26 protein-coding genes and 1 riboswitch are annotated in these 22,897 nt (G+C 64.1%); of the genes, 11 read left to right on the top strand and 15 right to left on the bottom strand.

Annotation, left to right across the window (positions count from 1 at the left end; translation table 11 throughout):
- Positions 1-22 precede the first annotated feature (22 nt).
- Positions 23-1,033 carry a DUF481 domain-containing protein gene (locus V0U35_RS06690; RefSeq protein ID WP_330195905.1) on the top strand — a complete coding sequence of 337 codons (1,011 nt, stop codon included), beginning with the start codon at positions 23-25 and terminating at the stop codon, positions 1,031-1,033.
- On the opposite strand, the gene V0U35_RS06695 is transcribed toward V0U35_RS06690, so the two are convergent.
- The 3 genes from V0U35_RS06695 to V0U35_RS06705 all read right to left on the bottom strand — a co-directional run bounded on the left by V0U35_RS06695 (position 1,030) and on the right by V0U35_RS06705 (position 4,033).
- Positions 1,030-1,683: a lysoplasmalogenase gene (locus tag V0U35_RS06695; protein WP_330195906.1), complete on the bottom strand. Its 654-nt coding sequence runs from the start codon at positions 1,681-1,683 to the stop codon at positions 1,030-1,032. The genes V0U35_RS06690 and V0U35_RS06695 overlap by 4 nt on opposite strands.
- Before the next feature lie 10 nt (positions 1,684-1,693).
- Entirely contained in the window at positions 1,694-3,007 is a 1,314-nt protein-coding gene (locus tag V0U35_RS06700) for a trypsin-like serine peptidase (protein ID WP_330195907.1), read from the bottom strand.
- A gap of 144 nt (positions 3,008-3,151) precedes the next feature.
- Entirely contained in the window at positions 3,152-4,033 is an 882-nt protein-coding gene (locus tag V0U35_RS06705; RefSeq protein WP_330195908.1) for a thioredoxin family protein, read from the bottom strand.
- A 191-nt stretch (positions 4,034-4,224) separates the two neighbouring features.
- Here V0U35_RS06705 and ypfJ point away from each other — a divergent pair, with 191 nt between their 5' ends.
- Complete coding sequence (gene ypfJ / locus V0U35_RS06710; RefSeq protein WP_444881640.1) at positions 4,225-5,133, top strand: KPN_02809 family neutral zinc metallopeptidase; 909 nt, start codon at positions 4,225-4,227, stop codon at positions 5,131-5,133.
- A gap of 69 nt (positions 5,134-5,202) precedes the next feature.
- On the opposite strand, the gene V0U35_RS06715 is transcribed toward ypfJ, so the two are convergent.
- Positions 5,203-5,373: a CsbD family protein gene (locus tag V0U35_RS06715; RefSeq protein ID WP_330195910.1), complete on the bottom strand. Its 171-nt coding sequence runs from the start codon at positions 5,371-5,373 to the stop codon at positions 5,203-5,205.
- A 181-nt stretch (positions 5,374-5,554) separates the two neighbouring features.
- On the opposite strand from V0U35_RS06715, the gene V0U35_RS06720 reads away from it, so the two are divergent.
- Together V0U35_RS06720 and V0U35_RS06725 are read left to right on the top strand one after the other, a co-directional pair.
- Positions 5,555-5,947: a BlaI/MecI/CopY family transcriptional regulator gene (locus tag V0U35_RS06720; RefSeq protein ID WP_330195911.1), complete on the top strand. Its 393-nt coding sequence runs from the start codon at positions 5,555-5,557 to the stop codon at positions 5,945-5,947.
- The gene (locus V0U35_RS06725) at positions 5,940-7,541 is read left to right on the top strand and encodes an ankyrin repeat domain-containing protein (protein ID WP_330195912.1); all 1,602 of its coding nucleotides are present in this window, start codon (positions 5,940-5,942) and stop codon (positions 7,539-7,541) included. Before V0U35_RS06720 ends, V0U35_RS06725 begins: the two co-directional genes overlap by 8 nt.
- A gap of 65 nt (positions 7,542-7,606) precedes the next feature.
- Here the strand turns inward: V0U35_RS06725 and V0U35_RS06730 are convergent, their stop codons facing one another.
- Positions 7,607-8,269 (bottom strand): glutathione S-transferase family protein, encoded by a 663-nt coding sequence (locus V0U35_RS06730; protein ID WP_330195913.1) that lies wholly within the window; start codon positions 8,267-8,269, stop codon positions 7,607-7,609.
- Positions 8,270-8,434: 165 nt separating this feature from the next.
- On the opposite strand from V0U35_RS06730, the gene V0U35_RS06735 reads away from it, so the two are divergent.
- The 3 genes from V0U35_RS06735 (at position 8,435) to V0U35_RS06745 (ending at position 9,488) form a co-directional block, all read left to right on the top strand.
- On the top strand, positions 8,435-8,578 hold the full coding sequence (locus V0U35_RS06735) for a hypothetical protein (RefSeq protein WP_330195914.1): 144 nt from the start codon (positions 8,435-8,437) through the stop codon (positions 8,576-8,578).
- A gap of 127 nt (positions 8,579-8,705) precedes the next feature.
- Positions 8,706-9,029, top strand: coding sequence for a YkgJ family cysteine cluster protein (locus V0U35_RS06740; RefSeq protein WP_330195915.1), 324 nt, complete (start codon positions 8,706-8,708; stop codon positions 9,027-9,029).
- A 165-nt stretch (positions 9,030-9,194) separates the two neighbouring features.
- Positions 9,195-9,488, top strand: a complete 294-nt coding sequence (locus tag V0U35_RS06745; RefSeq protein ID WP_330195916.1) for a GIY-YIG nuclease family protein — start codon at positions 9,195-9,197, stop codon at positions 9,486-9,488.
- A 96-nt stretch (positions 9,489-9,584) separates the two neighbouring features.
- Here V0U35_RS06745 and thiC read toward each other — a convergent pair whose 3' ends face one another.
- The 4 genes from thiC to V0U35_RS06765 form a co-directional block, all read right to left on the bottom strand.
- Entirely contained in the window at positions 9,585-11,549 is a 1,965-nt protein-coding gene (thiC, locus tag V0U35_RS06750) for a phosphomethylpyrimidine synthase ThiC (protein ID WP_330195917.1), read from the bottom strand.
- Positions 11,550-11,578: 29 nt separating this feature from the next.
- Positions 11,579-12,031: a hypothetical protein gene (locus V0U35_RS06755; RefSeq protein ID WP_330195918.1), complete on the bottom strand. Its 453-nt coding sequence runs from the start codon at positions 12,029-12,031 to the stop codon at positions 11,579-11,581.
- On the bottom strand, positions 12,028-12,408 hold the full coding sequence (locus V0U35_RS06760) for an MmcQ/YjbR family DNA-binding protein (protein ID WP_330195919.1): 381 nt from the start codon (positions 12,406-12,408) through the stop codon (positions 12,028-12,030). The genes V0U35_RS06755 and V0U35_RS06760 overlap by 4 nt, the downstream gene beginning before the upstream one ends.
- Positions 12,405-12,507: riboswitch (TPP riboswitch) on the bottom strand. Its footprint overlaps the gene before it by 4 nt.
- 50 nt (positions 12,508-12,557) lie before the next feature.
- The gene (locus V0U35_RS06765) at positions 12,558-13,415 is read right to left on the bottom strand and encodes an SseB family protein (RefSeq protein ID WP_330195920.1); all 858 of its coding nucleotides are present in this window, start codon (positions 13,413-13,415) and stop codon (positions 12,558-12,560) included.
- A gap of 137 nt (positions 13,416-13,552) precedes the next feature.
- On the opposite strand from V0U35_RS06765, the gene V0U35_RS06770 reads away from it, so the two are divergent.
- Both V0U35_RS06770 and V0U35_RS06775 read left to right on the top strand, forming a co-directional pair.
- Positions 13,553-14,092 carry a hypothetical protein gene (locus V0U35_RS06770; protein ID WP_330195921.1) on the top strand — a complete coding sequence of 180 codons (540 nt, stop codon included), beginning with the start codon at positions 13,553-13,555 and terminating at the stop codon, positions 14,090-14,092.
- A gap of 66 nt (positions 14,093-14,158) precedes the next feature.
- On the top strand, positions 14,159-15,274 hold the full coding sequence (locus tag V0U35_RS06775; protein ID WP_330195922.1) for an acyltransferase family protein: 1,116 nt from the start codon (positions 14,159-14,161) through the stop codon (positions 15,272-15,274).
- On the opposite strand, the gene V0U35_RS06780 is transcribed toward V0U35_RS06775, so the two are convergent.
- The 4 genes from V0U35_RS06780 to V0U35_RS06795 form a co-directional block, all read right to left on the bottom strand.
- Positions 15,253-15,651 carry a hypothetical protein gene (locus tag V0U35_RS06780; protein WP_330195923.1) on the bottom strand — a complete coding sequence of 133 codons (399 nt, stop codon included), beginning with the start codon at positions 15,649-15,651 and terminating at the stop codon, positions 15,253-15,255. The genes V0U35_RS06775 and V0U35_RS06780 overlap by 22 nt on opposite strands.
- Positions 15,652-15,720: 69 nt before the next feature.
- Complete coding sequence (locus tag V0U35_RS06785; RefSeq protein WP_330195924.1) at positions 15,721-17,301, bottom strand: serine hydrolase; 1,581 nt, start codon at positions 17,299-17,301, stop codon at positions 15,721-15,723.
- 79 nt (positions 17,302-17,380) lie between these two features.
- Complete coding sequence (locus tag V0U35_RS06790) at positions 17,381-18,154, bottom strand: AraC family transcriptional regulator (RefSeq protein WP_330195925.1); 774 nt, start codon at positions 18,152-18,154, stop codon at positions 17,381-17,383.
- 99 nt (positions 18,155-18,253) lie between these two features.
- On the bottom strand, positions 18,254-19,543 hold the full coding sequence (locus V0U35_RS06795; protein ID WP_330195926.1) for an adenylosuccinate synthase: 1,290 nt from the start codon (positions 19,541-19,543) through the stop codon (positions 18,254-18,256).
- A 136-nt stretch (positions 19,544-19,679) separates the two neighbouring features.
- On the opposite strand from V0U35_RS06795, the gene V0U35_RS06800 reads away from it, so the two are divergent.
- Positions 19,680-20,243 (top strand): hypothetical protein, encoded by a 564-nt coding sequence (locus tag V0U35_RS06800; protein ID WP_330195927.1) that lies wholly within the window; start codon positions 19,680-19,682, stop codon positions 20,241-20,243.
- Between the two features lie 95 nt (positions 20,244-20,338).
- Here the strand turns inward: V0U35_RS06800 and V0U35_RS06805 are convergent, their stop codons facing one another.
- Entirely contained in the window at positions 20,339-20,914 is a 576-nt protein-coding gene (locus tag V0U35_RS06805; protein WP_330195928.1) for an acyloxyacyl hydrolase, read from the bottom strand.
- A 76-nt stretch (positions 20,915-20,990) separates the two neighbouring features.
- Positions 20,991-22,151 carry a phosphoserine transaminase gene (locus V0U35_RS06810; RefSeq protein WP_330195929.1) on the bottom strand — a complete coding sequence of 387 codons (1,161 nt, stop codon included), beginning with the start codon at positions 22,149-22,151 and terminating at the stop codon, positions 20,991-20,993.
- Positions 22,152-22,266: 115 nt separating this feature from the next.
- On the opposite strand from V0U35_RS06810, the gene V0U35_RS06815 reads away from it, so the two are divergent.
- Entirely contained in the window at positions 22,267-22,815 is a 549-nt protein-coding gene (locus V0U35_RS06815; RefSeq protein ID WP_330195930.1) for a hypothetical protein, read from the top strand.
- The last annotated feature ends 82 nt before the right edge of the window (positions 22,816-22,897 follow it).

Raw genomic sequence — 22,897 nt, forward strand, 5'->3', positions numbered from 1 at the left:
ACGCCTGCAGGAGTTCCCCCCCATGGTCCGCGCCTTTTCGCTCGCCCTGGCTATCACGGCCAGCCTGTTCATCCTCCCCGCTGCCCACGCGCAGGACATGTCCGCCGACTACCGGGCCCTGATCGCCGATGCCGCAACCTATGACGACGGCGCGAATTTCGAGGCCGTCATCACCATGATCGCCCGCAATGCCGAAGACGGCAGTGATGCCGTTCTCGCCGCGGTTCGCGAGCTTGCCGCGCATCGTGAAGCGGAGGCAGCGCGCATACTCGGCGTCAGCCTGCAGACCGAAGCTGCACAAGCTGCTGCCCCGGCTCCGGCTCCGGCCCCGAGTACAGCGACCGCGGAAGTCGCTCCCGCTCCGGCTGACCTGAGCCCGGACCGGGGTTGGCTCGGCGGCTGGAGCGGGCGCGTCTCTGCGGGCCTGACCTTCGTTTCCGGCAACAGCGACCAGCAATCCTACACGCTCGGCCTTCATCTCGACCGCGAGTTCGGTGACCGGTGGCGCCTGACCAACCGGATCAACTACGGCTATGCGGAATCCTCCGGCGTCGTCTCCCAGGACCAGGTCCAGATCGAGAGCCGGGTGGAGAAGGCGATCAGCGAGCGCTGGGGCCTTTTCCTCGGTGGCCAGTATGACCGCGACCGCCTGTCCAGCTATGACTGGACGGCTTTCCTGAGTGCGGGCGTCACCTGGCAGGCCATCGCCAGCGACGACATCGACTGGTCGCTGCGCGCCGGTCCGGGTGTGCGCTACCTGACGCCGATGGCCGGGCCGAACGAGACCCAGGCCGTGCTGGACCTCGGTTCGGACTTCGAATGGACGATCACCGACACCAGTAGTTTCGGATCGGAAACGACCTTCCTCGCCGCGGAGTCCTCGAAACTGCAGCAGGTGTTCAGCTTTACCACATCGGTGACCGAGGCCTGGGCGCTCGAACTGGGCTGGCGTTACCAGTATGAATTCGAACCCCTACCCGGCTTCGAGAACAGCGATTCGACGGTGACGGTCTCGGTGGTCCGGGAGTTCTAGGCAGCCGGCTTCCGTATCAGGCCAAGGGTCAGGAAGAGCTGGGCGGCATAATACGTCACCCAGATCACCGGCCCGGACCACAGGAAGGCGTCGCGGAACTCGCGCGCGCCGATAAAGCTGTCCGACAGGACGAAGAGCAGGGCTCCGGCGAGCGCCAGCAAGGGCGCACGCGAGGCGGCGGCGCAGATCGCCATGACCAGGATAATGCCGTTGTAAATCGTGGCGGGGATGGCCAGCTCGCCCATGCCCGGCTGCAGCCAGACCAGCATGGCGACGCCATAAACGGCGATGGTCGCCGCCAGGCCATAGCCGGCCAGTCCGCGTCCACCCTCACGCATCCAGATCCGGGCGAAGATCCCGATATAGGCCAGATGCGCAATGCCAAAGGCGGCAATCCCGAGCGCCATCTGGCGGGGCTGCCAGGCGAGCATGATGTCGCCGACCGAGGACGCCAGCAGGGCGAAGGCCAGAAGCCAGGCCCCGGACCTCGCCGCGACAGCGGCGAGCAGGACGATACCGGCGGCTTTCACGATCACGTCGATGGGAAAGACAATCTCGAAGCCGAGACCGGGCAGGAGATAGGCGACACCAAAGACCGCCGAAGCCATCAGCAGGAAGCGGGACAAGCCGTCTTGAGGGATCGCCTTCATGTCCGTGAACCTATTTCGGGGAGCCTGCCGGAACGCCCGCAGGCGCGGTCGGTTGCGGTGTCATGCCCGGCTTGCCCGGGCCAGCCGGTCCGCCGGGACGAGGCCGGGCCTGACCAAGACGGCCGGCGGCGAAATCCTCATAGTATTCCAGCCATTCCTCGGACCGGACGGCGATATAGATAAATGGCCCGTCCGGGTTGGAGCGGAAGTTGGAGTCGGTCGCGACGACGAAATAGTCATTGCCCTCTCGGACCATGAAGGGCGAGCCGGAATCACCCCGCGTCGTATCGCAGTCATGGGCCATCGTGCCGTCATTGTAGATCCGGGTCATGTGACAGCCGTCATTACCGGACAGGTGCGCGCCGGTGTCCCAGGAATAACCGCCCTGGTAGAGCGCTGCGCGCAGGGCACCACGCCGGCCGGCCGTATCAACAAGGCCGCGAATTCCGACCTGACCCACGGTACGCCCGAGCGGGCGGTCGATCCTCAACAGCGCCCAGTCGGTGCCGTCAATTTCGTCGGTCCCGGAAAAGCGGACCGGATCCCATTGCGGAGACACGAAGGCATCAATCACGCGTGCGGTGACCGGTCCGTTCGGCAGGTCATATCCGGTTTCAAAGTCACCGGCGGGGAGAAGGCGGCCATTGTCATGCACACAATGCGAGGCCGTGATCAGGACGTCATCACCGATCAGGGTCGCCGTGCAGGCTCCACCGGAATCGAACGTCACCTGGCCGACCGCGACCCAGGGCATGACCGATGTATCCATGAAGATGCGGTCGTCATGTCCGAAGAAGTGGTCATTGATGGTCAGGGGCCGGTCCCGTCCGACACAGTCGGCGCGATCGGTCCGGGCTTCACAGCGGCCATTGCCGATTTCCGGCTCTTCGCAGACGCCGTTGAACGCCGTCTCGCAGCTGTCTGTGCGGAACCGCAATTCGATCACGTCACCGCAATCGGTCAGATCGGTCCCCTGGACACAGGCTCCGGTTCCGAAACCGGGCTCGTCACACTCGCCGTCATTGGCCCAGCGGCATGAATCGTCTTCGACGCCCTGCATGATGCGCCAGCAGTCGGAATGGTCAGTATTGATGGCACAGGCCCCGGTGCCAAAGCGCGGATCGTCGCATTCATTGTCATTCGCCCAGCGGCAGGAATCATTGCCGGCAGGCTGACCGCCCGGCGCACCGGTCATTCCCGGCTTGGTCTGCATTGTGCGCAGATAGGCGGAGATGTCGCGGGCGGAGAGGCGGTCGGCCTCCTGGGCCACCGCCAGCGGTGACACGAAAAACGCCGCAAGCACGGCGATCCAGACGATACGCATGAATGACAAACTCCCTTCCCTTGGGCGGAAAACTAGCCCGCACGCTGCGTATTCGTCCATGGCGGAGATGAACCTGACCCTGCCGGGTTCTGAAAGGGTGATGCGGGATCGGCGCAGGCGCGACCTGATTTGCGGGCCGGGTGTCTACTCGTCTTCCCAGGGATAAAGCGGGTCAGGGTAGGACGGGTAGTCCAGCGAGATCTCGGGCGGATTGGCGTCAAGCGCCGCGACGGTGTCGAAACCGAGCGGTTCGTCCCCGGCGAGCACCAGCAGGGCCTCGCGCACACGCTCATGCGCCTGGGCATGCAGGTCAGCCCTGTCAGCCCGCATGTTGGACCGGTGCCGGTCGATATCCTGCTCAACCGAATGAAACAGCTCGACGAGCCGCGTTGATTCCTCGTCATTGCCAGCGCGTTCAAAATGCGGGGCCAGCTCCTCGCGCCACGCCGCATGCTGTGCATAGGCGGCATTCAGGCGCACCGCTTCGCGCATCTCCCAGGCGTCGATATCGGCGATCAGCTGCTGATAGACCGCGCTGGTCGCTGTCAGGCTGGCGGCGGGGCGGGCCTCGGCCCAGACGGTGAAATACTCGACCACGGCGTCATGGCTGCGCGAATAGGCCGTGTGCCAGGAATGCATCGTGTCCGCATTCATCAGCCCCTGCGCCGGATCATAGATTAGCACAGTCGGCGTGCCGTAGATCGCCGGCGCACCAAAGCGGCGCAGGACATCGATATTGCGCTCCCGCCAGGCGATATCGATCCAGACCAGCTCGTAGTGCTCGGCGATGAGCGCGGCCATGTCGTCCTGGGCAAAATGCCCGGCGAGACCGCGGCTGTCGTGACACCAATTGGCCCCGAAGACGAGCAACAGGCGCGTGCCGCGTTCTTCGGCCCGCGCCAGAGCGGCGTCGACCTCGGCCATTGCATCGGCCTCGGCGCGGAAGGGCCGGTCACCATCGGCCGACCAGGCCGGGGCAACAGATCCGGCGAGCAGAACAAGGATGAAAACGCAGATACGAAACATGGTGTGTCCGGCCCTCCGGCTGACTGGGTCACGTGAGGTCTTCAGACTTGCAAATAAATTGGCTCCTGTCGCCTTTGGCATGCGTCCTGGCGAGCACCTCGTCGCGGCAATCGCCGTGGACCCGCGGGGGCAAGCATGGAAAAATCGGTCCATGCTGCCGCGACCGGCAGCGGTTTGGAGACACGCATATGGTGGAATGGCGAGGCCGGCGCGGCAGCCGGAATGTGATCGACCGCCGCGGACGACGCTATCGCGGCGGTGGCGGCGGCAGCGCAGGCCTGGCCTTGCTTCCGGTTATCATCCGCCTGCTGGGCTTTCGCGGCCTGTTGATCGTTGGCGTCATCGTCGCGGCGATCTTCCTGTTTGGTGGCGGCGGCGCGGTCCAGTCCGTCCTGGGTCTGCTGACCGGCGGGGGTGTCCGGCCCGTCGCCTATGACGGAGACGTGCCACCCGGCACAGAGGAGGCCGCCGCAATGGCGAGCGTGATCCTCGCCGATACCGAAGATGTCTGGACCGCCGTGTTCGCCGAGAATGGCGGCCGCTATCAGGAGCCCTCACTGGTCCTGTTCTCCGATGCCGTGGAGACCGATTGCGGGTTTGCTAGTGCGGCCATGGGCCCGTTCTACTGCCCGCCCGACCAGCGCGTTTATATCGATGTCCGCTTCTATGACGAGCTTGCGCGGATGGGTGCCGGTGATGGGGATTTCGCCCAGGCCTATGTGCTGGCCCATGAAGTCGGCCACCACGTGCAGAACCTCCTGGGCGTACTGAGCCGGGCGGACTCCCTGCAGGCACGGTCCGGACAGCGGGACTCCAATGCCATCCAGGTCCGGGTCGAACTGATGGCCGATTGCCTGGCAGGCCTGTGGACGGCGCGTGCGGACCGTCGCTTCGGGATTCTTGAAGACGGCGATATCGCGGAAGGGCTGGCCGCAGCTGCCGCGGTAGGAGATGACACGATCCAGCGGCGCTCCGGCGGCCGGGTCGTTCCTGACAGCTTCACGCATGGCTCCGCTGAACAGCGCCAGCGCTGGTTCATGCGGGGATACGAAACCGCCGACCTGGCGAGCTGTGACACGTTCGCAGCCGAGACCCTCTAGACCACGAAACAGACATGGCGCGGGAGCCTCGGGCTCGCGCGCCATGTCCGGAAAAGTGGTTGATAGCGCCTATTTCTTGGTCTTGTCGAAAGCCTTGCCGGCTTCCTTCTGCGCCTTTCCGGCGGCTTCCTGCACCTTGCCCTGCGCTTCGCGGGCCTTGTCGCCGGTCAGCTTGCCTTCGACCTTCTTGGCCTTGCCAGCCAGGTCGTTCTTCGTGCCTTCAGTCTTGAGATTACCCATGTGGTTGTCTCCGGGGGGTTGAGAGCCGGATCATTCCGGCCCTGTCGGTAATGACAGCTTGAAAACGCCGGGCCGGCTCCGGCGGTTCCCGCCCGCGCCTGTTCACGCATATATTACTATTAAATTAGTTGACTTTGCCGCGGGCGGTGCGCGAGATGAATGCAAATCCGAGGGTCCGGCCATGGCGCGCAAGAAGTCAAAAATCCTGATGGAAGCCGAGCAACGCATCATGCGTGTGCTCTGGGAACGCGGCGAATCCAGCGTCCGCGAGGTCACCGATGCGCTCAAGGACAGTCACGGTGCGGCCTACACGACAGTGCTGACACAGCTGAAAATCCTGACCGACAAGGGGTATGTCGAACCCCGACAGGAAGGCCGGGCCTTCATCTACCGACCGATTGTCAGCCGCAGCCAGGCGCGCAGCCAGGCGCTCAAGCAATTGCTCGGGCAGTTCTTTGAAGGCTCACCGGAAGCCCTTGCCCAGCACCTGATCCGCGACACCGACATGAATCTCGACGAACTCGAAGCGATCCGCCGCCGTCTCGATGATGGCGAGGAGGGGGACCATGACTAACGCCGATCTGCTCTTGGCCTTCCTGGGCAACCATCTCTGGCAAAGTGCCGCCGTCGCGCTGGTGCTGTTCCTGTCCTTCCTGGCCATCCGGTCCCTGTCGAGCCCGTCGCGGCATGCCATGGCCTATGGCGCGCTGGTCGCCGCCGCAATCCTGCCCGCCGCCATGCTGTTGCCGTTCGGCGGACTGTCATTTGGCGGCTCCGACCGTGACTCCCTGCCCGTCCTTGTCGACCCTGCCGACGAATGGGCCATCGAGGCCGGGGAAGAGGTTGCCGAAGCCTGGGCCGAAGCCGAAGCGGCGGTAACCACGGGCACCCCTGTATTGACGCTTCTCGTCGGCGGGCTGCTGGCCGTCTTCGCCGCCGGCATTGCGATCCAGCTGGTCCGTCTCGGGGTGAATGTTATCGCCGCAGAGCGCCTGCGCCGAAAGGCCCGGCCCGCTCCGCTCGCTGAACCCCTCGTCCACCGCTTTTCGGGTATCGATGTCCGGGAAAGCACGGACGTGATGGGGCCGATGGTGGTCGGCCTCCTCGGGTCATCGGTCATCCTGCCAGCCGGTTATGCTGGCGGCCGCGATGTCGAGGAACTCGCCGGATTGCTGGAGCATGAGCGCGCCCATGTCGAACGCCGCGACCCGGCACTCGCCTTCCTGCAAAAGCTGATCCTTGCCATCTATTGGTGGAGCCCGGCGATGCACTGGATCGGCCTGCAGATCGACCGCGAGCGCGAAATGGCCTGCGACGCGATTGCAGCCCAGCGCACCGGCGATGCGCGCGGCTTTGCCCGTGTACTGGCTGCCGAAGCCGAAGCGCGGATCCTGTCACCCTTCAGCCCGTCTGTGGCGGTTGGTGCGATGCGGACCCCGTCCCAGCTGCGCCAGCGCATCATCCGTCTGATCGAACCCGCCGGGAAGGCCGGGCGTGCCGCCCTCCTCGCACCGCTGATGCTGGTCGTGGTGGTCGGGGCCGCAGCCTGGACAACGCCGCGCGCCGTACCGGTCTACGACGCGCCGGAAGCGACCGTCCCGGTCGTCGGACGCCTCAGCCTGGGCGGTCTTTCTGCCACCCAGCGCGCCCTCGGAGAGGCTTTGGTGCAGGCGGCGATGCACAATGACCTGACCGAGGTCCGCCATTTCGTCGAGGCCGGCGCGCCCGTCGATTTCGCTATACCGGGAGACGGCAGCGCGCTGATCGAGGCCGCCCGCACCGGCAATATGGACATGGCGCGCTACCTGCTGTCAGCCGGGGCCGATGTTGACCTCGGTGTGGACGGCGACGGCAATCCGCTGATCATGGCCTCGGCCAACGGCAAGAAGTCGATGGCGATGCTGCTGGTCGAGCACGGTGCGGACGTCAACGCCTTCGTGCCGGGCGACGAGACACCGCTGATCAATGCCGCCCGGTCCGGCAATCTCCACCTCGTTCGGCTCCTGGTCGAATCGGGGGCCGATGTAAATCTCGCCATGTGGACCAATGTCCCGTGGGAACCCGAATGGCGCTCGCCGCTCTGGGGGGCCTGGCAATCGGGCAATTCCGAAGTCACCGACTATCTTCTCTCGCAGGGTGCCGTCCACGAACCGCCCGCCCTTCCCTGACGGGTTTGGCGCTCTGTTAGCGAGGCCGGCGGGTCTCCGGGAAAACCGGGGACCCGAAGGCCGTTCTATGCGTAGGCGTAGGGGCCACCCTTTTCGAGCGCGCGCTGATAGGCCGGGCGGGCATGAATCCGCTTCAGGAAGGCTGCGATATTCGGCTTGTCTCCGGCTCCGGCGCGCGCCGCGGCGGTTTCCAGCGGAAAGCTCATCATGATGTCGGCGAGCGTCATGTCTGACCCTGCGAACCAGCCCGTCGCGGCCAGTTCGGCCTCCCAATAGTCGATATGCTCCTGCAAGCGCGGATCGACGAAACTGGACAGCGCCTTCTTTGACACGCCCTTGACCACCGGACGGACCAGCGCCCCGGCATTGAGCGGCAGGCGGGTGAAGACCAGCTTCAGCAAGAGCGGCGTCATGGCCGAGCCTTCCGCATAGTGCAGCCAGTAGGTGACAGCCCGCCCCTCCGGCGTATCGGCGGGCGGGGTCAACCGGCCTTCGCCATACTTGCGGGCCACGTATTCCAGGATCGCGCCGGTCTCGGCGACAACGATGCCGTCATCCTCGATCACCGGGGATTTGCCCAGGGGATGGATGGCACGCAGCGAGTCCGGAGCCAGCATCGTCTTCGCATCGCGCTCATAGCGCTTGACGGTGTAGGGCACGCCCCATTCCTCGAGCAGCCAGAGCACGCGTTGCGAACGGGAATTTTCCAGATGGTGGACGGTGAGCATGGTGAGGGGCTTTCCGGCGAATTGGACAATCAGTCGCCAATCTAGGGCACGCGCGCGCCGTGTCACGCCTTGCCGGTCAACCGGTCATCCCGCTATCGCGCGGGCGTGCAAAGGCGTAGTCTCTTCCGGCCGGGGCGATTGGCCCCGCGGGGAAGGACCCACACCATGGCCAAGAGCCAGAAAAAATCGAACCGCGAGGCCAAGAAGCCGAAAGCGGAAAAGAACCAGAAGCAGAAGCACAATGCTTCCCAGCCCTCGCAGAAGACCGGCAAGGTCGGCGGGCTGGAGCACCTCAGCAACAAGAAGTAGGCAAGCGCGCCAGGCGAACGCGGACCCTGCCGAATCCATCTTGCGCGTAGCAGTGGCCCGCCCTAGATCACCGCCGCCGCCGGCCGATCGGGACGTCCCGATCCGGGCGGTGGATGCCTCAAACCCCATGTCTGCTCCGGCGTATGACTGCGTCACCTGCGGTGCGTGCTGTTTCAGCCGTAATCCGCGCTATCTCGTCCTGCTGCTGGAAGACACCGGCCGTGCCCTGCCCGCCGACTCGCTCTTCGAGGATGCCGGACGGACCTTTGTCGATTTTTCCTGCGGGCACTGCACCCACCTCACCCTCTCCGAAGACCGCGCCGAATGCGGCGTCTACGAAAACCGCCCCGAAGCCTGCCGCGCCTTCCGCGCGGGCAGTTTCGAATGCCTCAAGGCCATCCGCGCCAATGGCGTGATGGGAGAGAGGGTGCGGGAGAAGGTGGTGGCTTAGGTTTCCTGGGTCCCAGCGTGCGCTGGGACCGCGTGTTCCATATACATCGTTTCATATTTTACACGGGGTTCCAGCGAAAGCTGGAATCCAGACTTTCGTCTAAATTCAACCCGGCTCACACGAATAGATGCGACAACGTATTTCTACTTATAGTAGAAACTCGTAATGCCCGCCTATGTCTACATTCTCGCATCGAAGCGGAACGGGACGCTCTATACCGGCTCCTGCAGCAACCCGGGAGAACGAATCTACCAGCACCGGATCGGCAAGGGCTCAAAGTTTGTCTGGAAGTACAAGGTATTCACACTCGTCTATCTTGAAGTCCATGACCGCACCGATGACGCCATTATCCGTGAATGGCGCATCAAGGCCTGGAAGCGGGCGTGGAAGCTGCAACTGATCGAAAGCCGCAATCCGGACTGGCGCGACCTCTATGACGAGCTGAACAACTGGATTTGACCTCTGGGTCCCAGCGTCCGCTGGGACCGCGTATAATTTTCCCCCCAGTATCTAATTTCACACGGGGTTCCAGCGAATGCTGGAATCCAGTTACCCTCAATCAATCCCCTCCCTAACCGTCCCGTCCTCGCTCAGATAAACCTCACTCCCCTTCTCGCGGAATTCGCGGGATTTCTCCGCCATGCCTTTGGCGGCTTCCTCGGCGGTTGCGCCGGTCTTGCCCGCCGCATAGTCGCGCACGTCCTGTGAGATTTTCATCGAACAGAATTTCGGCCCGCACATCGAGCAGAAATGCGCCACCTTGTGGGCTTCCTTCGGGAGGGTCTGGTCGTGGAAATCCTGCGCGGTTTCCGGGTCGAGACCGATATTGAACTGGTCCTGCCAGCGGAATTCGAAGCGGGCCCGGCTCATCGCGTCGTCGCGCAGTTTCGCCGCCGGATGGCCCTTGGCGAGATCGGCGGCGTGGGCGGCGATCTTGTAGGTGACGACGCCCACTTTCACGTCGTCGCGGTCAGGCAGCCCTAAATGCTCCTTCGGCGTGACATAGCAGAGCATGGCGGTGCCGAACCAGCCAATCATCGCCGCCCCGATGGCCGAGGTGATATGATCATAGCCCGGCGCGATATCGGTGGTGAGCGGGCCCAGCGTGTAGAAGGGCGCTTCGCCGCACGTCTTCAACTGCTTGTCCATATTGGCCTTGATCTTGTGCATGGCGACATGGCCCGGCCCCTCGATCATGACCTGGCAGCCCTTGTCCCAGGCGATCTTGGTGAGTTCCCCCAACGTCTCCAGCTCGGCGAATTGTGCCTCGTCATTGGCGTCCGCGATGGAGCCGGGACGCAGGCCATCGCCCAGCGAGAAGGAGACGTCATAGGCGCGCATGATCTCGCAGATCTCGTCAAAGCGCTCGTAAAGGAAGCTCTCCTTGTGGTGGGCGAGGCACCACTTGGCCATGATCGAGCCGCCGCGCGACACGATGCCGGTCACGCGTTTCGCCGTCATCGGCACGAAGGGAAGCCGTACCCCGGCATGGATGGTGAAATAGTCCACCCCCTGCTCGGCCTGTTCGATCAGCGTGTCGGCGAAAATGTCGAAGGTCAGGTCCTCGGCGATGCCGCCGACCTTTTCCAGCGCCTGATAGATCGGCACGGTGCCGATCGGCACCGGCGAATTGCGCAAGATCCATTCGCGCGTGTTGTGAATGTTCTTGCCGGTGGAGAGGTCCATCACCGTGTCGCCGCCCCAGCGGATGGCCCAGACCATTTTCTCCACTTCCTCCTCGACCGAGGAGGCGACGGCGGAATTGCCGATATTGGCGTTGATCTTCACCAGGAAATTCCGGCCGATCACCATCGGCTCCAGCTCACCGTGATTGATGTTGGCCGGGATGATCGCCCGCCCGCGCGCGATCTCGTCGCGCACGAATTCCGGGGTGACGAATTCGGGAATATCGGCACCGAAATCCTCACCGTCCGCGCGGCGTTCGGCGGCCCCCTCCAGCGCCGCCTTGCGGCCGAGATTCTCGCGCTCGGCGGCGTAGATCATCTCCTTGGTGACGATGCCGGCGCGGGCGAATTCAAGCTGGGTGACGGGATGGCGCGACTTTGCCCCCTCGCCTTGAGGGGAGGGTTGGGGTGGGGTGGAACCGCCTTCCCCCCACCCTTGCCCTCCCCCGGAGGGGGAGGGAATCGCGCGCAAAGGCCGGTGGCGGACCGGGAATTCGCGGGCGAGGTATTTACCCGTCGCGCCGCCATTGTCGAGCGGGGTCGGTTCGCGGCCGTCATAGGCCTCCACCCCGCCGCGTTCGAGCACCCAGCGCGTCCGGTCGCGCGTCAGGCCGGTCTCGACATCAATGATCGCTTCGGGATCCGAATAGGGGCCGGACGGATCATAGACGCGCACCGGCGGCTCGTTCGCCGTGGGGTGCAGGTCGATCTCGCGGTGCGGGACTTTCAGGTCCGGCGCAGCCAGCGGCGAGGTATGGATTTTCCGCGAACCGGGCAGCGGGCCGGTTGTCACCTTGGGCGTCTCGAATTCGGACTGGGCGGTGGGCTTGTTCATGGTGTTGTCTTTCGGTCGAAATTTTGGGGTCAGCCGGTCACGGCCCAGCGGACGTGCGGATCTAGGAGGACCAAATCGCCGCCCTGCGGGGCCTGCACGTCGAAACGGAATTGCGCGCGCACCATCGCCCCCTCAGGCGCGTCGTCGTCCTGATTGGGCGTGCTGAGCGTCAGCGTGCAGTCATAGCCATCCGGCGTATCGGCGAGCGGGAGGCACGCGGACGTATAGGTCACGCCCGCATGGCGTTCCGGCATGTGCCAGTAGGCGAGAGACGCCTCCCCGACCGGCTCGCCGGTATTCCAGTCGGCGGGGACGAGGTTGTCCGCTTCGGTCAGCAGCAGCGCATGCAGCCCCTCCGGGTCGAGCGAGACGGTCTCAGCCTCCATCCCGGCCGCGATGCTGTCTGCCTCTTCGGTGGGCGAACACGCGACAAGGAGCGCGGTAAGGCCCGCCACAGCGGTCATTCCGGCAAAGGCTTTCATGTCCGGTTCTCCTGTTTGTCGAGGCCCAATTCGGCCTGAAGCTTCTTCGTCAGTCCCGCGCCGACGATGCGGTAGCTTTCGGCCAGGTAGGCGGCGAGGTCGTCGTCCGAGAGAGTTTCGTCGCTGGTGCGCTGAATCCATTTCATCCCGCGTGAGGCGAGATAGGGCGCGGGACGGCAGCCGGGCTGGTCTTTCAGGATGTCGAACGAAGTATCAGAGCACTTGAACGACGTGGCGAAGTCGCCGTCATTCGTGCTCCACCCCGCGACGGCGAAAATCTTGCCGCCGATCTTCCAGACATGCGCGCCGCCCCACTGCACCACGTGGGTGGTGTGCGGCAGGCCGCCACAAATCGCATTGTACTGATCGACGTCCATCACCCTCGCTCCGTCCCGACGCCGGCATGACCCGGATCCGGTTCTAAGGGTGCAATCTCAGCCCTGCCTTACCTTGGCCGGGCGCCCCTCGGAACTCATGAGCGCGCACCATGGACCAGCGCAGGCGAGTCGCGCAAGGGGCGCGGCAATCAGCGGGTATAGATCGGCGCGACGCTGGCCGGCGCGAGCGAGGCGGCGCGCGCGGCGGGAACCGGGGCAACCTGGACCCGGCGGCCATCGGTATAGCCACGGATCGCGCCATTGATCTCGCCGACCATGGCGGTCAGGGCATCCGCCTCGGGCGTCTGCGACATGGCAATGACCAGCATCATGTCGCCAGGCGCTTCGTCGGTCGCGCCGCCGGTATGAAGGAGCCATGCGGCTTCCGCCTCGGGATGGCTTTCGAGCGCAATGCTCACCACCTGGACCAGGTATTCGGGGGGCTGGCTGACGCCGAAGGGTCCCGTCGGCGCGGGCGGTTGGGGCGGCACGACCGGACGGTTCTCGACCTCGATTGTCTGCAGGCTGGAGGCGCGGCGCTGCTGGAGCATCTGCGTCTCGGCAACCGTGAACAGTTTCTGGTGCGTGGTGCCGGGATTGAGGTGGAAACGGAAGTCGCCGGAGAAGGCGTCGAGCAGGTCCCGGATCGGGACAAACAGGATGCCGTACTCACCGAACCCGTTGGCCTCGGCGAACGCATTCAGGCGCGCCTCGCTGTCAAACACCTCGATGACGGTGACACCATCGATGCGGCCGGCCAGAAAGACCGCGCGCAGATGATCGGGCCGCGCCGTTCCGGAAAAGGCGTCTTCGGCCGCGTCAGAACCGAGCGGAATGATCGCGGCATAAACCGAGGAATTGTAGAACAATTCATAGAATTCGGCGCGGCGGTCGGGATCGGCGCTGCCAGCCTGGACCGCGCGGTCCAGCGGCGTCGGACCGTCCTGGGCGAATGCCATTCCCCCGGCCAACAGGCCCAAGGCCGCCACAATCGCAATCCAGCGCATCGCATTTCCCCCTTCACGTCTGCGCCGGCCTCCCGCAAGTTACGGGCCAGAGGCCGGGTGCCCAAGAAAACCATAACAAGGCGATCCGGGCTTGTCGCGCCTGCGGGGCATCGTGCCCCGAACGAGAGGAATTCGGCATGGTCTGGCTGCTTTTTTCGACCCTGATGCTGACCGATCCGGTCAAAATCGAGCCTATGCCCCAGCGGATCGAAAACGGCCGCTGGGTCGAACGGCAGGAGGACGGATCAAGCGGGTGTCCTGATCCCCACGCACGGGATATCGATATCTACTACCTGATGGTCCCGCCGCATCCGCGATCGCCCAATACAGGGGATATACGCTTTGGACTGGGCCTGGGCAGCGGCGACTATATCCTGACCTCGGTCCCGCAACTCGCGCCGCCGGACCCGGACGGGAACCGCCGCCTAACGTTGACCGGGGGCATCGTCCATACGGTGGGCATCGAAAGGAACGGCGTGCTCAGTTCCTTTACGCGCGGCCGGATGGAGGCCACGTTCTCCTTGGCGGCGAATGGCGATCTTCACCTGAGAACGCTGTTCTTCTCCGAGCGGGGTCGTGATGCTGAACACACGGTTTCAGACGGACGGATCTTGGAAACGGGCACGGTTTTACGCGCCTTTGAGTTCTGCCCGACCCCGCATCCCGAACGCCGCTGACGCCCTCCCCTCACCGGCACGGCGCGAAACTTGCGTTGGCGGCTCCATTACAGCCGGAGTCCGCCGATGCGCGCGCCAAACTGGATCAATGCCCTGTTTTCCGGGCCGCACGGGCGGCTTGAGGATCGGCGCAATTCCTTTACCGCCATCCGGATCGGCTTTGCCTTCCTGGTCCTCTACGGCCACGCGCTGATGCTGCCGAACGGCCTGCCGATGACCGGCGACTGGCCGGTCTTCATCGACAATTCGGTCCAGTTCGCGCTCGACGGGTTTTTCATCCTGTCCGGCTACATGATCGCGGCCAGCCTGATGAACCGGCGCAACATGCTGAACTATGCCGCGTCGCGTGTGTTGCGGATTTTTCCCGGACTGATCGTTGCGGCCCTGCTGTTGTGGCTGGTCGTCGGACCGCTGTTCACAGATCTGAGCTGGGGGGCGTACTTCACCCACCCGGACTCGCTGACATTCCTCGCGCGGATCATCTTCCAGATCGAGCCACAGGCCGATTTGCCGGGCGTGTTCGCCGACCATCCGCTGACGGACATGAATGGTCCGTTGTGGACGATCCGCTATGAGCTCCTGGCCTATCTCGCCGCGGGCGTGCTCGCGGTGATGGGCCTGTTCCGGAACAAGTGGTGGATACTCGTTCTTTTCGCCGGGGCAGCGCTTCTGTCGGACATGGAAATGGTCTGGCCCTATGACGGGATCGGATCCGGCACCCTGTTCGCGGCCGCGCGCTTCGGCGGGGCTTTCATGACGGGAGCCGTCTTCTATGCCTGGCGGGACCGGATCCCGCTGGCACCTGGCTGGGCCGTGGTTCTGATCCTTGCCGCCATTGGCCTCCAGTCGACGCCTGCCTCGATGATCAGCGCCCAGATCGCCATGGCCTATGTGACACTGTGGGCCGGATTCCTCGCCATTCCGGGCAAGACCGGGCACGCCATCCGCAATGTCGAGGATGTCTCCTACGGCGTCTACATATTGCACTGGCCCATCGGGCAGATGCTGCTGGCGAGCTTTCCGGACATCGCCCCGCACGTCCTGTTGCTCGCCATGGCTCCGCTGGCGCTGCTGGCGGGCTGGCTTCTGCGCGTACTGATCGAGATCCCGGCCCTTAATGCCAAGTCTTCAATCGTCGCGGGGCTGCGGCGTTTTCGGCCTCAGGCAGCAAAGCCTGCGTAGAGATAGAGCGCCCCGAGAACCAGCGTCAGCACGCCAAACCCGCGCAGCATGCCCATGCCGAGCGGAATTTTCGCGACCAGCGCAAAGAAGCTGCGGCGAACCGCCAGCATCAGAATGCCTTCGACAAGTGCGGCCCAGCCGATCAGCGACACGATGATCTGCGGCCAGCTGCTCCACTGGTTATGAAGCGTGACCAGCGCCGCCCCGATCGTGAACACGACGACGGCGGAAATGTAGGCCAGTGCCGGATTGGCGCGGAAATTCTCCATGACGCCGTCATAGGCCTTGGGATCGATCAGCAGGCCAATACCACCCGCGAGCATGTAAAGGCCGAGGATACGGGCGAGACTTTCGGTCAGGCTTGCATCGGAAAACATGGGCAACCTCCCTTGTGACGCGAGTCATACTCGCGCCACAGGAGAAGTGCCGTCAATGCGGCAAGTCGTCTATTGTACGCGTTCCAGCCTGTCGCCATCCCAGTCCAGTGCGACAACCGAGCCATCCTCGCCCCGCAGGAAGGTAAAGTTGTCAATGCCAGAATAGGCGTTCGTCTGTCCGCCAAAAAGGTCCGGGCTGGCGGGTTCGAGCTGATAGGTCAGCGCGTCAGATCGCAGTACAAGACCCGTCTCACCGGCTTCGATCTCAACTGACCCAAGTACGAAGTCAGGGTTCGAATATGTCCCGGTATAAGTGGCCAGCTCGTCTGCCGCCGGTGCCCAGGACCAGCCGTTCCACTGTGCATCTGCACGGGCTCCGCTGACCTGATTTTGCAAATGGTCGAGATATCGCTGGTTCTGGCGGCCATAGACATCGAGTCGGCGCGCCTGCCACTGTTCGCGAGCGGGCAGGTCCAGTGCCAGCTCCAGTGCCTGCTTGGTAATCTCAAGTGAGAGGAATCCGGTCATGCTGTCGGAATTGGTAAAGACGGCGACCCCCAGACCAAGGTCGGGAGCGAGCGTCATCCCGGTTCTGTAACCGGTATAGCCTCCGCCATGCTGGAGAATCGTGCCGAAATCCGCTGCGGCGTCGCCGGGATAGAGATACTCACAAACATTCCAGCCGAAGCCGTAACCGTCACACGTGAATCCGTCGCCATCGCCTTGTTGCACGGCGATCGTGTCGTGGGTAAGCGCGATCATTGCCGGCGTAATACCGGACCGGGCCGGAGTCTCCCCCGTGAGCTGAATCTCCATCCAGCGTGCCATGTCGCTGGCACTTGTCATCAACCCTCCGGCAGATTGCATCATGCCATCAGGCTTCGGCGGAATGAGGTACCAGCCATTGGCGCGTGGCCAGTCGTCTTGATGTGCGCCCGTGCGGCGATGGCCCCAGGCTACATCTGCCGGATCGAAATCCGATGTGCGCCCGGACGTTTGGTCCAGCCCCAAGGGCGTGAACACATCCTGGTCGAGCCAGTCGCGCCAGTTGATCTCTGTGACCTGCTCGAGAGCGGCTGCATAGATATTGTAGCCCAGATTGCTGTACTGAAAGCCGGACTCCCGGGCAGTGGCATAGCGTTCGATCAGGCCGGGATATTCGGACGGTGCGACGTCGCGAACATAGGCTTCCAGATAGCCGATTTCGTCAGCAGAAATCGCAGCCTGGTGAGACAGGAGATCCCGCATTGTAATTGACATTGCGTCACGCCCTTCAGGCATCTGCAAATCAGGCCAGACCTCGGCGAGCGTGGTTGTCAGCGGGAAGACGCCCTCCGCATCAAGCCGGGCCGCGAGCAGGCCCACATAGGCCTTGGTCATGGACGCGATATAAAATTCCGACTCTGCGGTAGCGGGCGCACCGGTCTGGGCGTTCAGAACGCCGTGCATCCGGATATAGCGCCGCCCGTCGTCCGTCACGACAATCACGGCAGCCCCCGGAGGGAATTCCTGCATCTGCTCGGCCTGTTCCATGAACCCATCCAGTCCAGAAGTGATGCGGTGCCAGGTGGCATCATCCACCTGCGCGAACGCCTGTTCGGTCAGGAATGGCAGGCTGAGGGCGATAAGGGCAGCGGTATAGCGGAACATGACGGGGTCTCCAGGTGGGACAGAAGGGACGAAATTGACGTCACACTGTCGCGACATCCGGGCCGTGTATTGAACGGATTTAACCTGCAGCCAGCAGGCCGCGCAGGATTTCCGGCGTGAAGCCGGTTTCCCGTTTCAGCATACGGATGAAATGGCTCTGGTCGGCGAAACCGGCGTCGTGGGCGGCATGTGACCCGGGTGCGCCATCGGCCAGATAGCGCACACCCCGGGCCAGACGGCATCGCAGGGCATAGAGGCTTGGCGGCATGCCAAAGCAGCGCCGGAAACCGCGTGACAGGTGCGCCCGGTGCACACCGGCACTGCGGGCCGCAGCATCGAGGTCGACCGGTTCGGTTTCCTCGCGCAACTGGTCGCGCAGGCGCAGCACCCAGTCCGGATGAGAGCCAGGACGGCGAACGTCCCGGTCTTCATCGAATTCATCCATGCCCGCGGCCAGGTCAGCAGCGAAATCGAGCAGGTCGCGTGTCCCTCCCGCCGCAGTCATGGCGCGTGCGAGGCGGATCTCGTCCGCGCCGGCCGGCCGCCAGCGCCATCCTGACGCCGCGGGGGCCACAGCATCATAGCTATCGAGATTGATCGACAGAATGAGTGCGCCATTGGGTCCGTAACGGTTGGCGTGATCGCGGCCTGACGCCTTGTAGCCGAGGCTGGGTCCGGAAAGGTCGCGGCAGTCCGATCCCGATCTTTCCTCCAGCTCGCCGGCAAGGACGAGCGAGACCTGATGGGCTGCGTGGGCGTGAGTGCGCATCACCGCGCCCGGCGCATAATGACTCACTCTTACCGATACGCCCGGAGCGGCCCCGATCTGTTTGCTGCGTATGTTGCCCGCCATCCCGGCTCCGTCCGCTCATAACCGTGAGACAGTCATGATGCGGAAAGCCTGACGAATGGATCACAAGATTCTGAATTAAGTGTCAGGCGGGGTCCGGGGTCATGCCCGGAACGGGTCCGTCATCAGGATGACGTCCTCGCGCTCGGGGCTGGTCGAGAGCATGGCCACGGGCGCGCCGATCAGCTCTTCCACACGTCGGACATACTTGACCGCCTCGGCGGGAAGCTCTGCCCATGACCGGGCCCCGCGCGTCGACTGGCTCCAGCCGGCGTGTTCTTCATAGATCGGTGTGACACGGGCCTGGTCCTCGCGCGAAGCCGGGAGCCGGTCGATCGTCTCGCCGTCGAGCTGATAGCCCGTGCAGATTTTCAGGGTCTCGAAGCCGTCGAGCACGTCGAGCTTGGTGAGCGCTATGCCGGACACGCCACCCGTCATCATCGTCTGGCGGACCAGAACCGCATCGAACCAGCCGCAGCGGCGCTGGCGGCCCGTGACGACGCCGAATTCATGACCGCGCTCGCCCAGCTTGCGGCCGTCCTCGTCCTTCAGCTCGGTCGGGAAAGGCCCCTCGCCCACGCGTGTCGTATAGGCTTTCACGATCCCGAGCACATAGCCCGCATCCTTCGGCCCGACACCGGTCCCGGCGGACGCCTGCCCAGCCACAGTGTTCGACGAGGTGACATACGGGTAGGTGCCGTGATCGACATCGAGCAGCGCGCCCTGCGCGCCCTCGAAGAGGATTTTCTGGTCAGCGCGGATAGCGGTATCGAGATCGCGCCACACCGCCGACATGTAGGGCAGGATATCCGGCGCGATGTCGGTGAGGGCCTGAACCAGCTCGCCCGCATCGGCTTCGGGTTCGCCAAGACCGCGGCGGATGGCGTTGTGATGGTGGAGGAGGTCCTTCACCTTGGCCGGCAACGTGTCCGGCCGTGCGAGATCACAGACCCGGATGGCGCGGCGGCCGACCTTGTCTTCATAGGCCGGGCCGATACCGCGCCGTGTCGTACCGATGGCCATGCCGTCATCGCGATTTTCACGAAGCGCATCGAGTTCGCGATGGACCGGCAGGATCAGGGCTGCTGTCTCGGCGATCCGGACGACATCCGGGGTGATTTTCACGCCCTGCGCTTCCAGCCGGGCCTTTTCGTCGCGGAAGGCCCAGGGATCGACCACGACGCCATTGCCGATGACAGAGAGCTTGCCGCGCACCACGCCGGACGGCAGCAGGGAGAGCTTGTAGGTCTCGTTGCCGACGACGAGGGTATGACCGGCATTGTGGCCGCCCTGAAACCGCGCGACGACGTCCGCGCGCAGCGACAGCCAGTCGACGATCTTGCCCTTGCCTTCATCGCCCCACTGGGCCCCGACGACGGTTACATTCGACATGGCAAAGCTCTCTTCAGACGGACGAAGAATTCAAATCGCGGCTCACGCAGTCGTGACCTGCCGCGCGCGGTGTATCAGCCTAGAGTATGGGACGCAAAGCCGTGATTCCGCCACGGCGTAAAGCGAAAGGACGGCCATGACTTTCCGGACAATCCTGACAGCCGGCCTGGCGGCCGCTTTCGTCCCTTCCGGCTTCGCCCTCGCGCAGCAGGCCCCGCCCGGCTGCACTGATGTGCCCCATGCCAGTGATTTCGATTTCTGGGTCGGGGACTGGAATGTCTACGGTCCGAACGGGCAGTTTGCCGGGACCAACCGGATCACGAAGCGGCATTCCGATTGCCTGATCCTGGAGGAGTGGACCGGCGCATCGGGCGGCGAAGGCACGTCGATGAATTTCTATGACCCGTCGGTCCAGGCCTGGCGGCAGGTCTGGATGAGCGCGAATACTTTCATCGATTATACAGGTGGCCTTAATGAAGACGGTGCCATGTTCCTGGAGGGGGAAATCACCAATTTCGGCCCGACCGGCCAGACGTCCGCACCCTTTCGGGGCCTGTGGACACTTAACGAGGATGGGAGCGTGACCCAGCACTTCACGCAATACGATGCAGCGAACGATGTGTGGAATGTTTGGTTCACCGGTCGCTATGTGAGAATTGAAGACGATCCAAACGATCCGAACGGCGCGTCCGAGGATTAGACTCCCGGTCCCTTTGTCTGCCCGGACGCACGTGGAGCGCCGCCGGCCCCCCCGGCGGCGCTTTCCGTTTCAGACCTGAAAAAAGCGTTCAGGCCTTATCGGCCGAAGCGGTAGCCGATCCGCACACCCGCATTGTCGAGCGCCTGGTTGCGGCCGTTTCCGAGAATCTGACCGTGCGAGATGTGCTCGTAATAGACACCGATGCTGACAGTTTCGGAGATGTCATAATCCATCCCGAACGTGGTGTGGAACAGCCAGTGCTCGCCCATCAGCGAGCGGGTCGTCGCCAGCCGGATCCGGTTCGGGTCGTTTGCCGGAGCGGTCCGGTCGATGTCGCGGACACCATCATTATAGGAAATGCCGGATCCCACATTGATGTGCAGGTTCTCGGTCAGGTCGAACGTCCAGTCGAGGCCCGCCGCACCGAAATTGGTCAGGCTGTTTGAATTGAACGAGCCGTAGAGATAGGGCCGCGGTGACCAGATGAAATCAAGGAAATCCGGCGAGGCGAAATAGGCCCCGATCGTATAATTCGGCCCGTCCTCGACATGGTCGGAGAGGTCGTGCGCGGTCACGCCGAGGCGGAATTCGGTTCCCCGATTGTCATCGGCCAGGGCGGGAGCGGTGAAAGCGGCAAGCGCGGCCACGGCCGCCAGGGTACGGGTGAACACGGGGGACATTCCTTCCAGACGAGTCGAGTGTTGCGTCCTTCTATAGCCGCGCGCGCGACAAAGCGAAAGTTCGCGGCTAGCCCGCGCGGGCCTCGCCATAAGCCCAGTCGAGCCAGGGACAGAGCGCGGCGACATCATCCGCATCAATCGTGGGGCCACACCAGATGCGCAGGCCCGGCGGCGCGGCCGGGTGCGGTGTGACATCGAGCGCGGCGTTCTCCCGCTCCAGCAGTGACCCCATGCGCCTGGACAATGCCCACTGGTCTTCAGTGGAAAGCGCAGCCACATCCGGATCGGCGAATTTCAGCGTCACGCTGACCGGTGACCGGCTGGCGGCATCGGTGCACATCCAGTCGATCCAGTCCGTACGGCCCACCCAGTCCGAGAGCGCCGCAAAATTCGCGTCCACGCGGCCATGCAGCGCGGCGAGCCCGCCTTCGCGCGACGCCCATTTCAAGGCGTCGAGATAGTCCTCGATACACAGGAGCGAGGGCGTGTTGAGCGTCTTGCCCGTAAACAGGCCCTCATTGAGTCCGTCCTTGTTGTAGAGCTGGAGGAGGCGCGGCACCGGCCAGGGCGGGCGGTGGGCTTCGAGACGTTCCAGAGCGCGCGGCGAGAGGACGACCATGCCGTGCTGGGCTTCGCCGCCCATCGCCTTCTGCCAGGAGAAGGTGAGGACATCGACTTTCGGCCAGTCAATCGGCATGGCGAAGGCCGCCGAAGTGGCGTCCGCAATCGTAAGCCCGGTGCGGTCCGCCGCGATCCAGTCCGCATTCGGGACCCGCGCGCCTGCCGCCGTCGCATTCCAGGTGAAGACGATATCGCGGTCCGCGCCCGCCTTGTTAAAGTCCGGCGTCGTGCCATAGGGCGCTTCGAAAGTGCGCAAATCCTCGAGCTTCAACTCCTCGCAGGCATCGACCATCCAGCGCCGACCGAACTCGTCCCAGGTAAAGACATCAACCCCGCGCGCGCCGAGCAGCGACCACATCGCCGCTTCCATCGCGGCGGTATCCGATCCGCCCAGCATGGCGACGCGATAGTCTGCCGGGCATTCCAGCAGGGCATGGGTACGTTCCAGCGCCTCGTTGATCTTGGCGAGACCTGCCGGGGCGCGGTGGCTGCGCGACAATGCGGCACCGGACAGTCCTTCCAGCGACCAGCCGGGATGTTTTTTCGTCGGGCCGCAGGAAAAACGCGGATCAAAGGGGCGCAGATGCGGCTTGGCAGCGTCGGTCACGGGCGAGTTCCTCCCCTACTGGTCCTTCCCGCCTATTCCCTGGGATGAGTCCCGTCAAACGCCGCGCCTCGTCTTTGCCGGAATTCCCGGTCAAACCTTGTGACAGGAGGTTTCCATGCGTCTGATTGTTGTTACGACTGCCCTCGGCCTCAGCAGTGCCGCGCTGGCGCAGAACGACCCCGCTCCGACCGTCTTCGACCGGATGGCGGAAACAATCACGGCGGCCGCGCCCCGGACTGGTGATCCGGTTCCGAACGCGTGGTCCGCTGTTTCGATCCGCGCCCGCGCCGCGCGCTGGCATCTGGCCGAGCCGGATGATGGTGATGGCTGGTACCACCGGGTTGGCTGGGTCAGCGAAAACGGACGCTCGATCGGTATCGCCGCCTGCGGCCCTGAGGCCGGCGTCACAGCGCTCGGTTTCGCGTTTTCCGGCGACGACAACACGCCGCTCCTCGAGGCGCTCGACCGCGCCGGACACCTGACCGAAGAGGCCGGTGACGGCGAACCCGTCTGGCGGTTCGAGGCACAGGGGCACGTTCCGGCCCGGATCAGCTTTTCGGTCTGGTGCACGCCGGAAGGCTCGGCGGCCGCCCATTCCTGCCGTACCAGCGCGGTCATCGCCTATGCCGGTGACCCCCGTGAGGTGTCCTGTTCGGCACCGTAAAGCGATATTTCTGATGCGTGCTTCGAAGGAGGGGCGTCAGGGTTTCAAGTCCCGGATCGCCGACACGTTCGGGATGACACAG

The organism is Hyphobacterium marinum (assembly GCF_036330325.1).
GTDB lineage: Bacteria > Pseudomonadota > Alphaproteobacteria > Caulobacterales > Maricaulaceae > Hyphobacterium > Hyphobacterium marinum.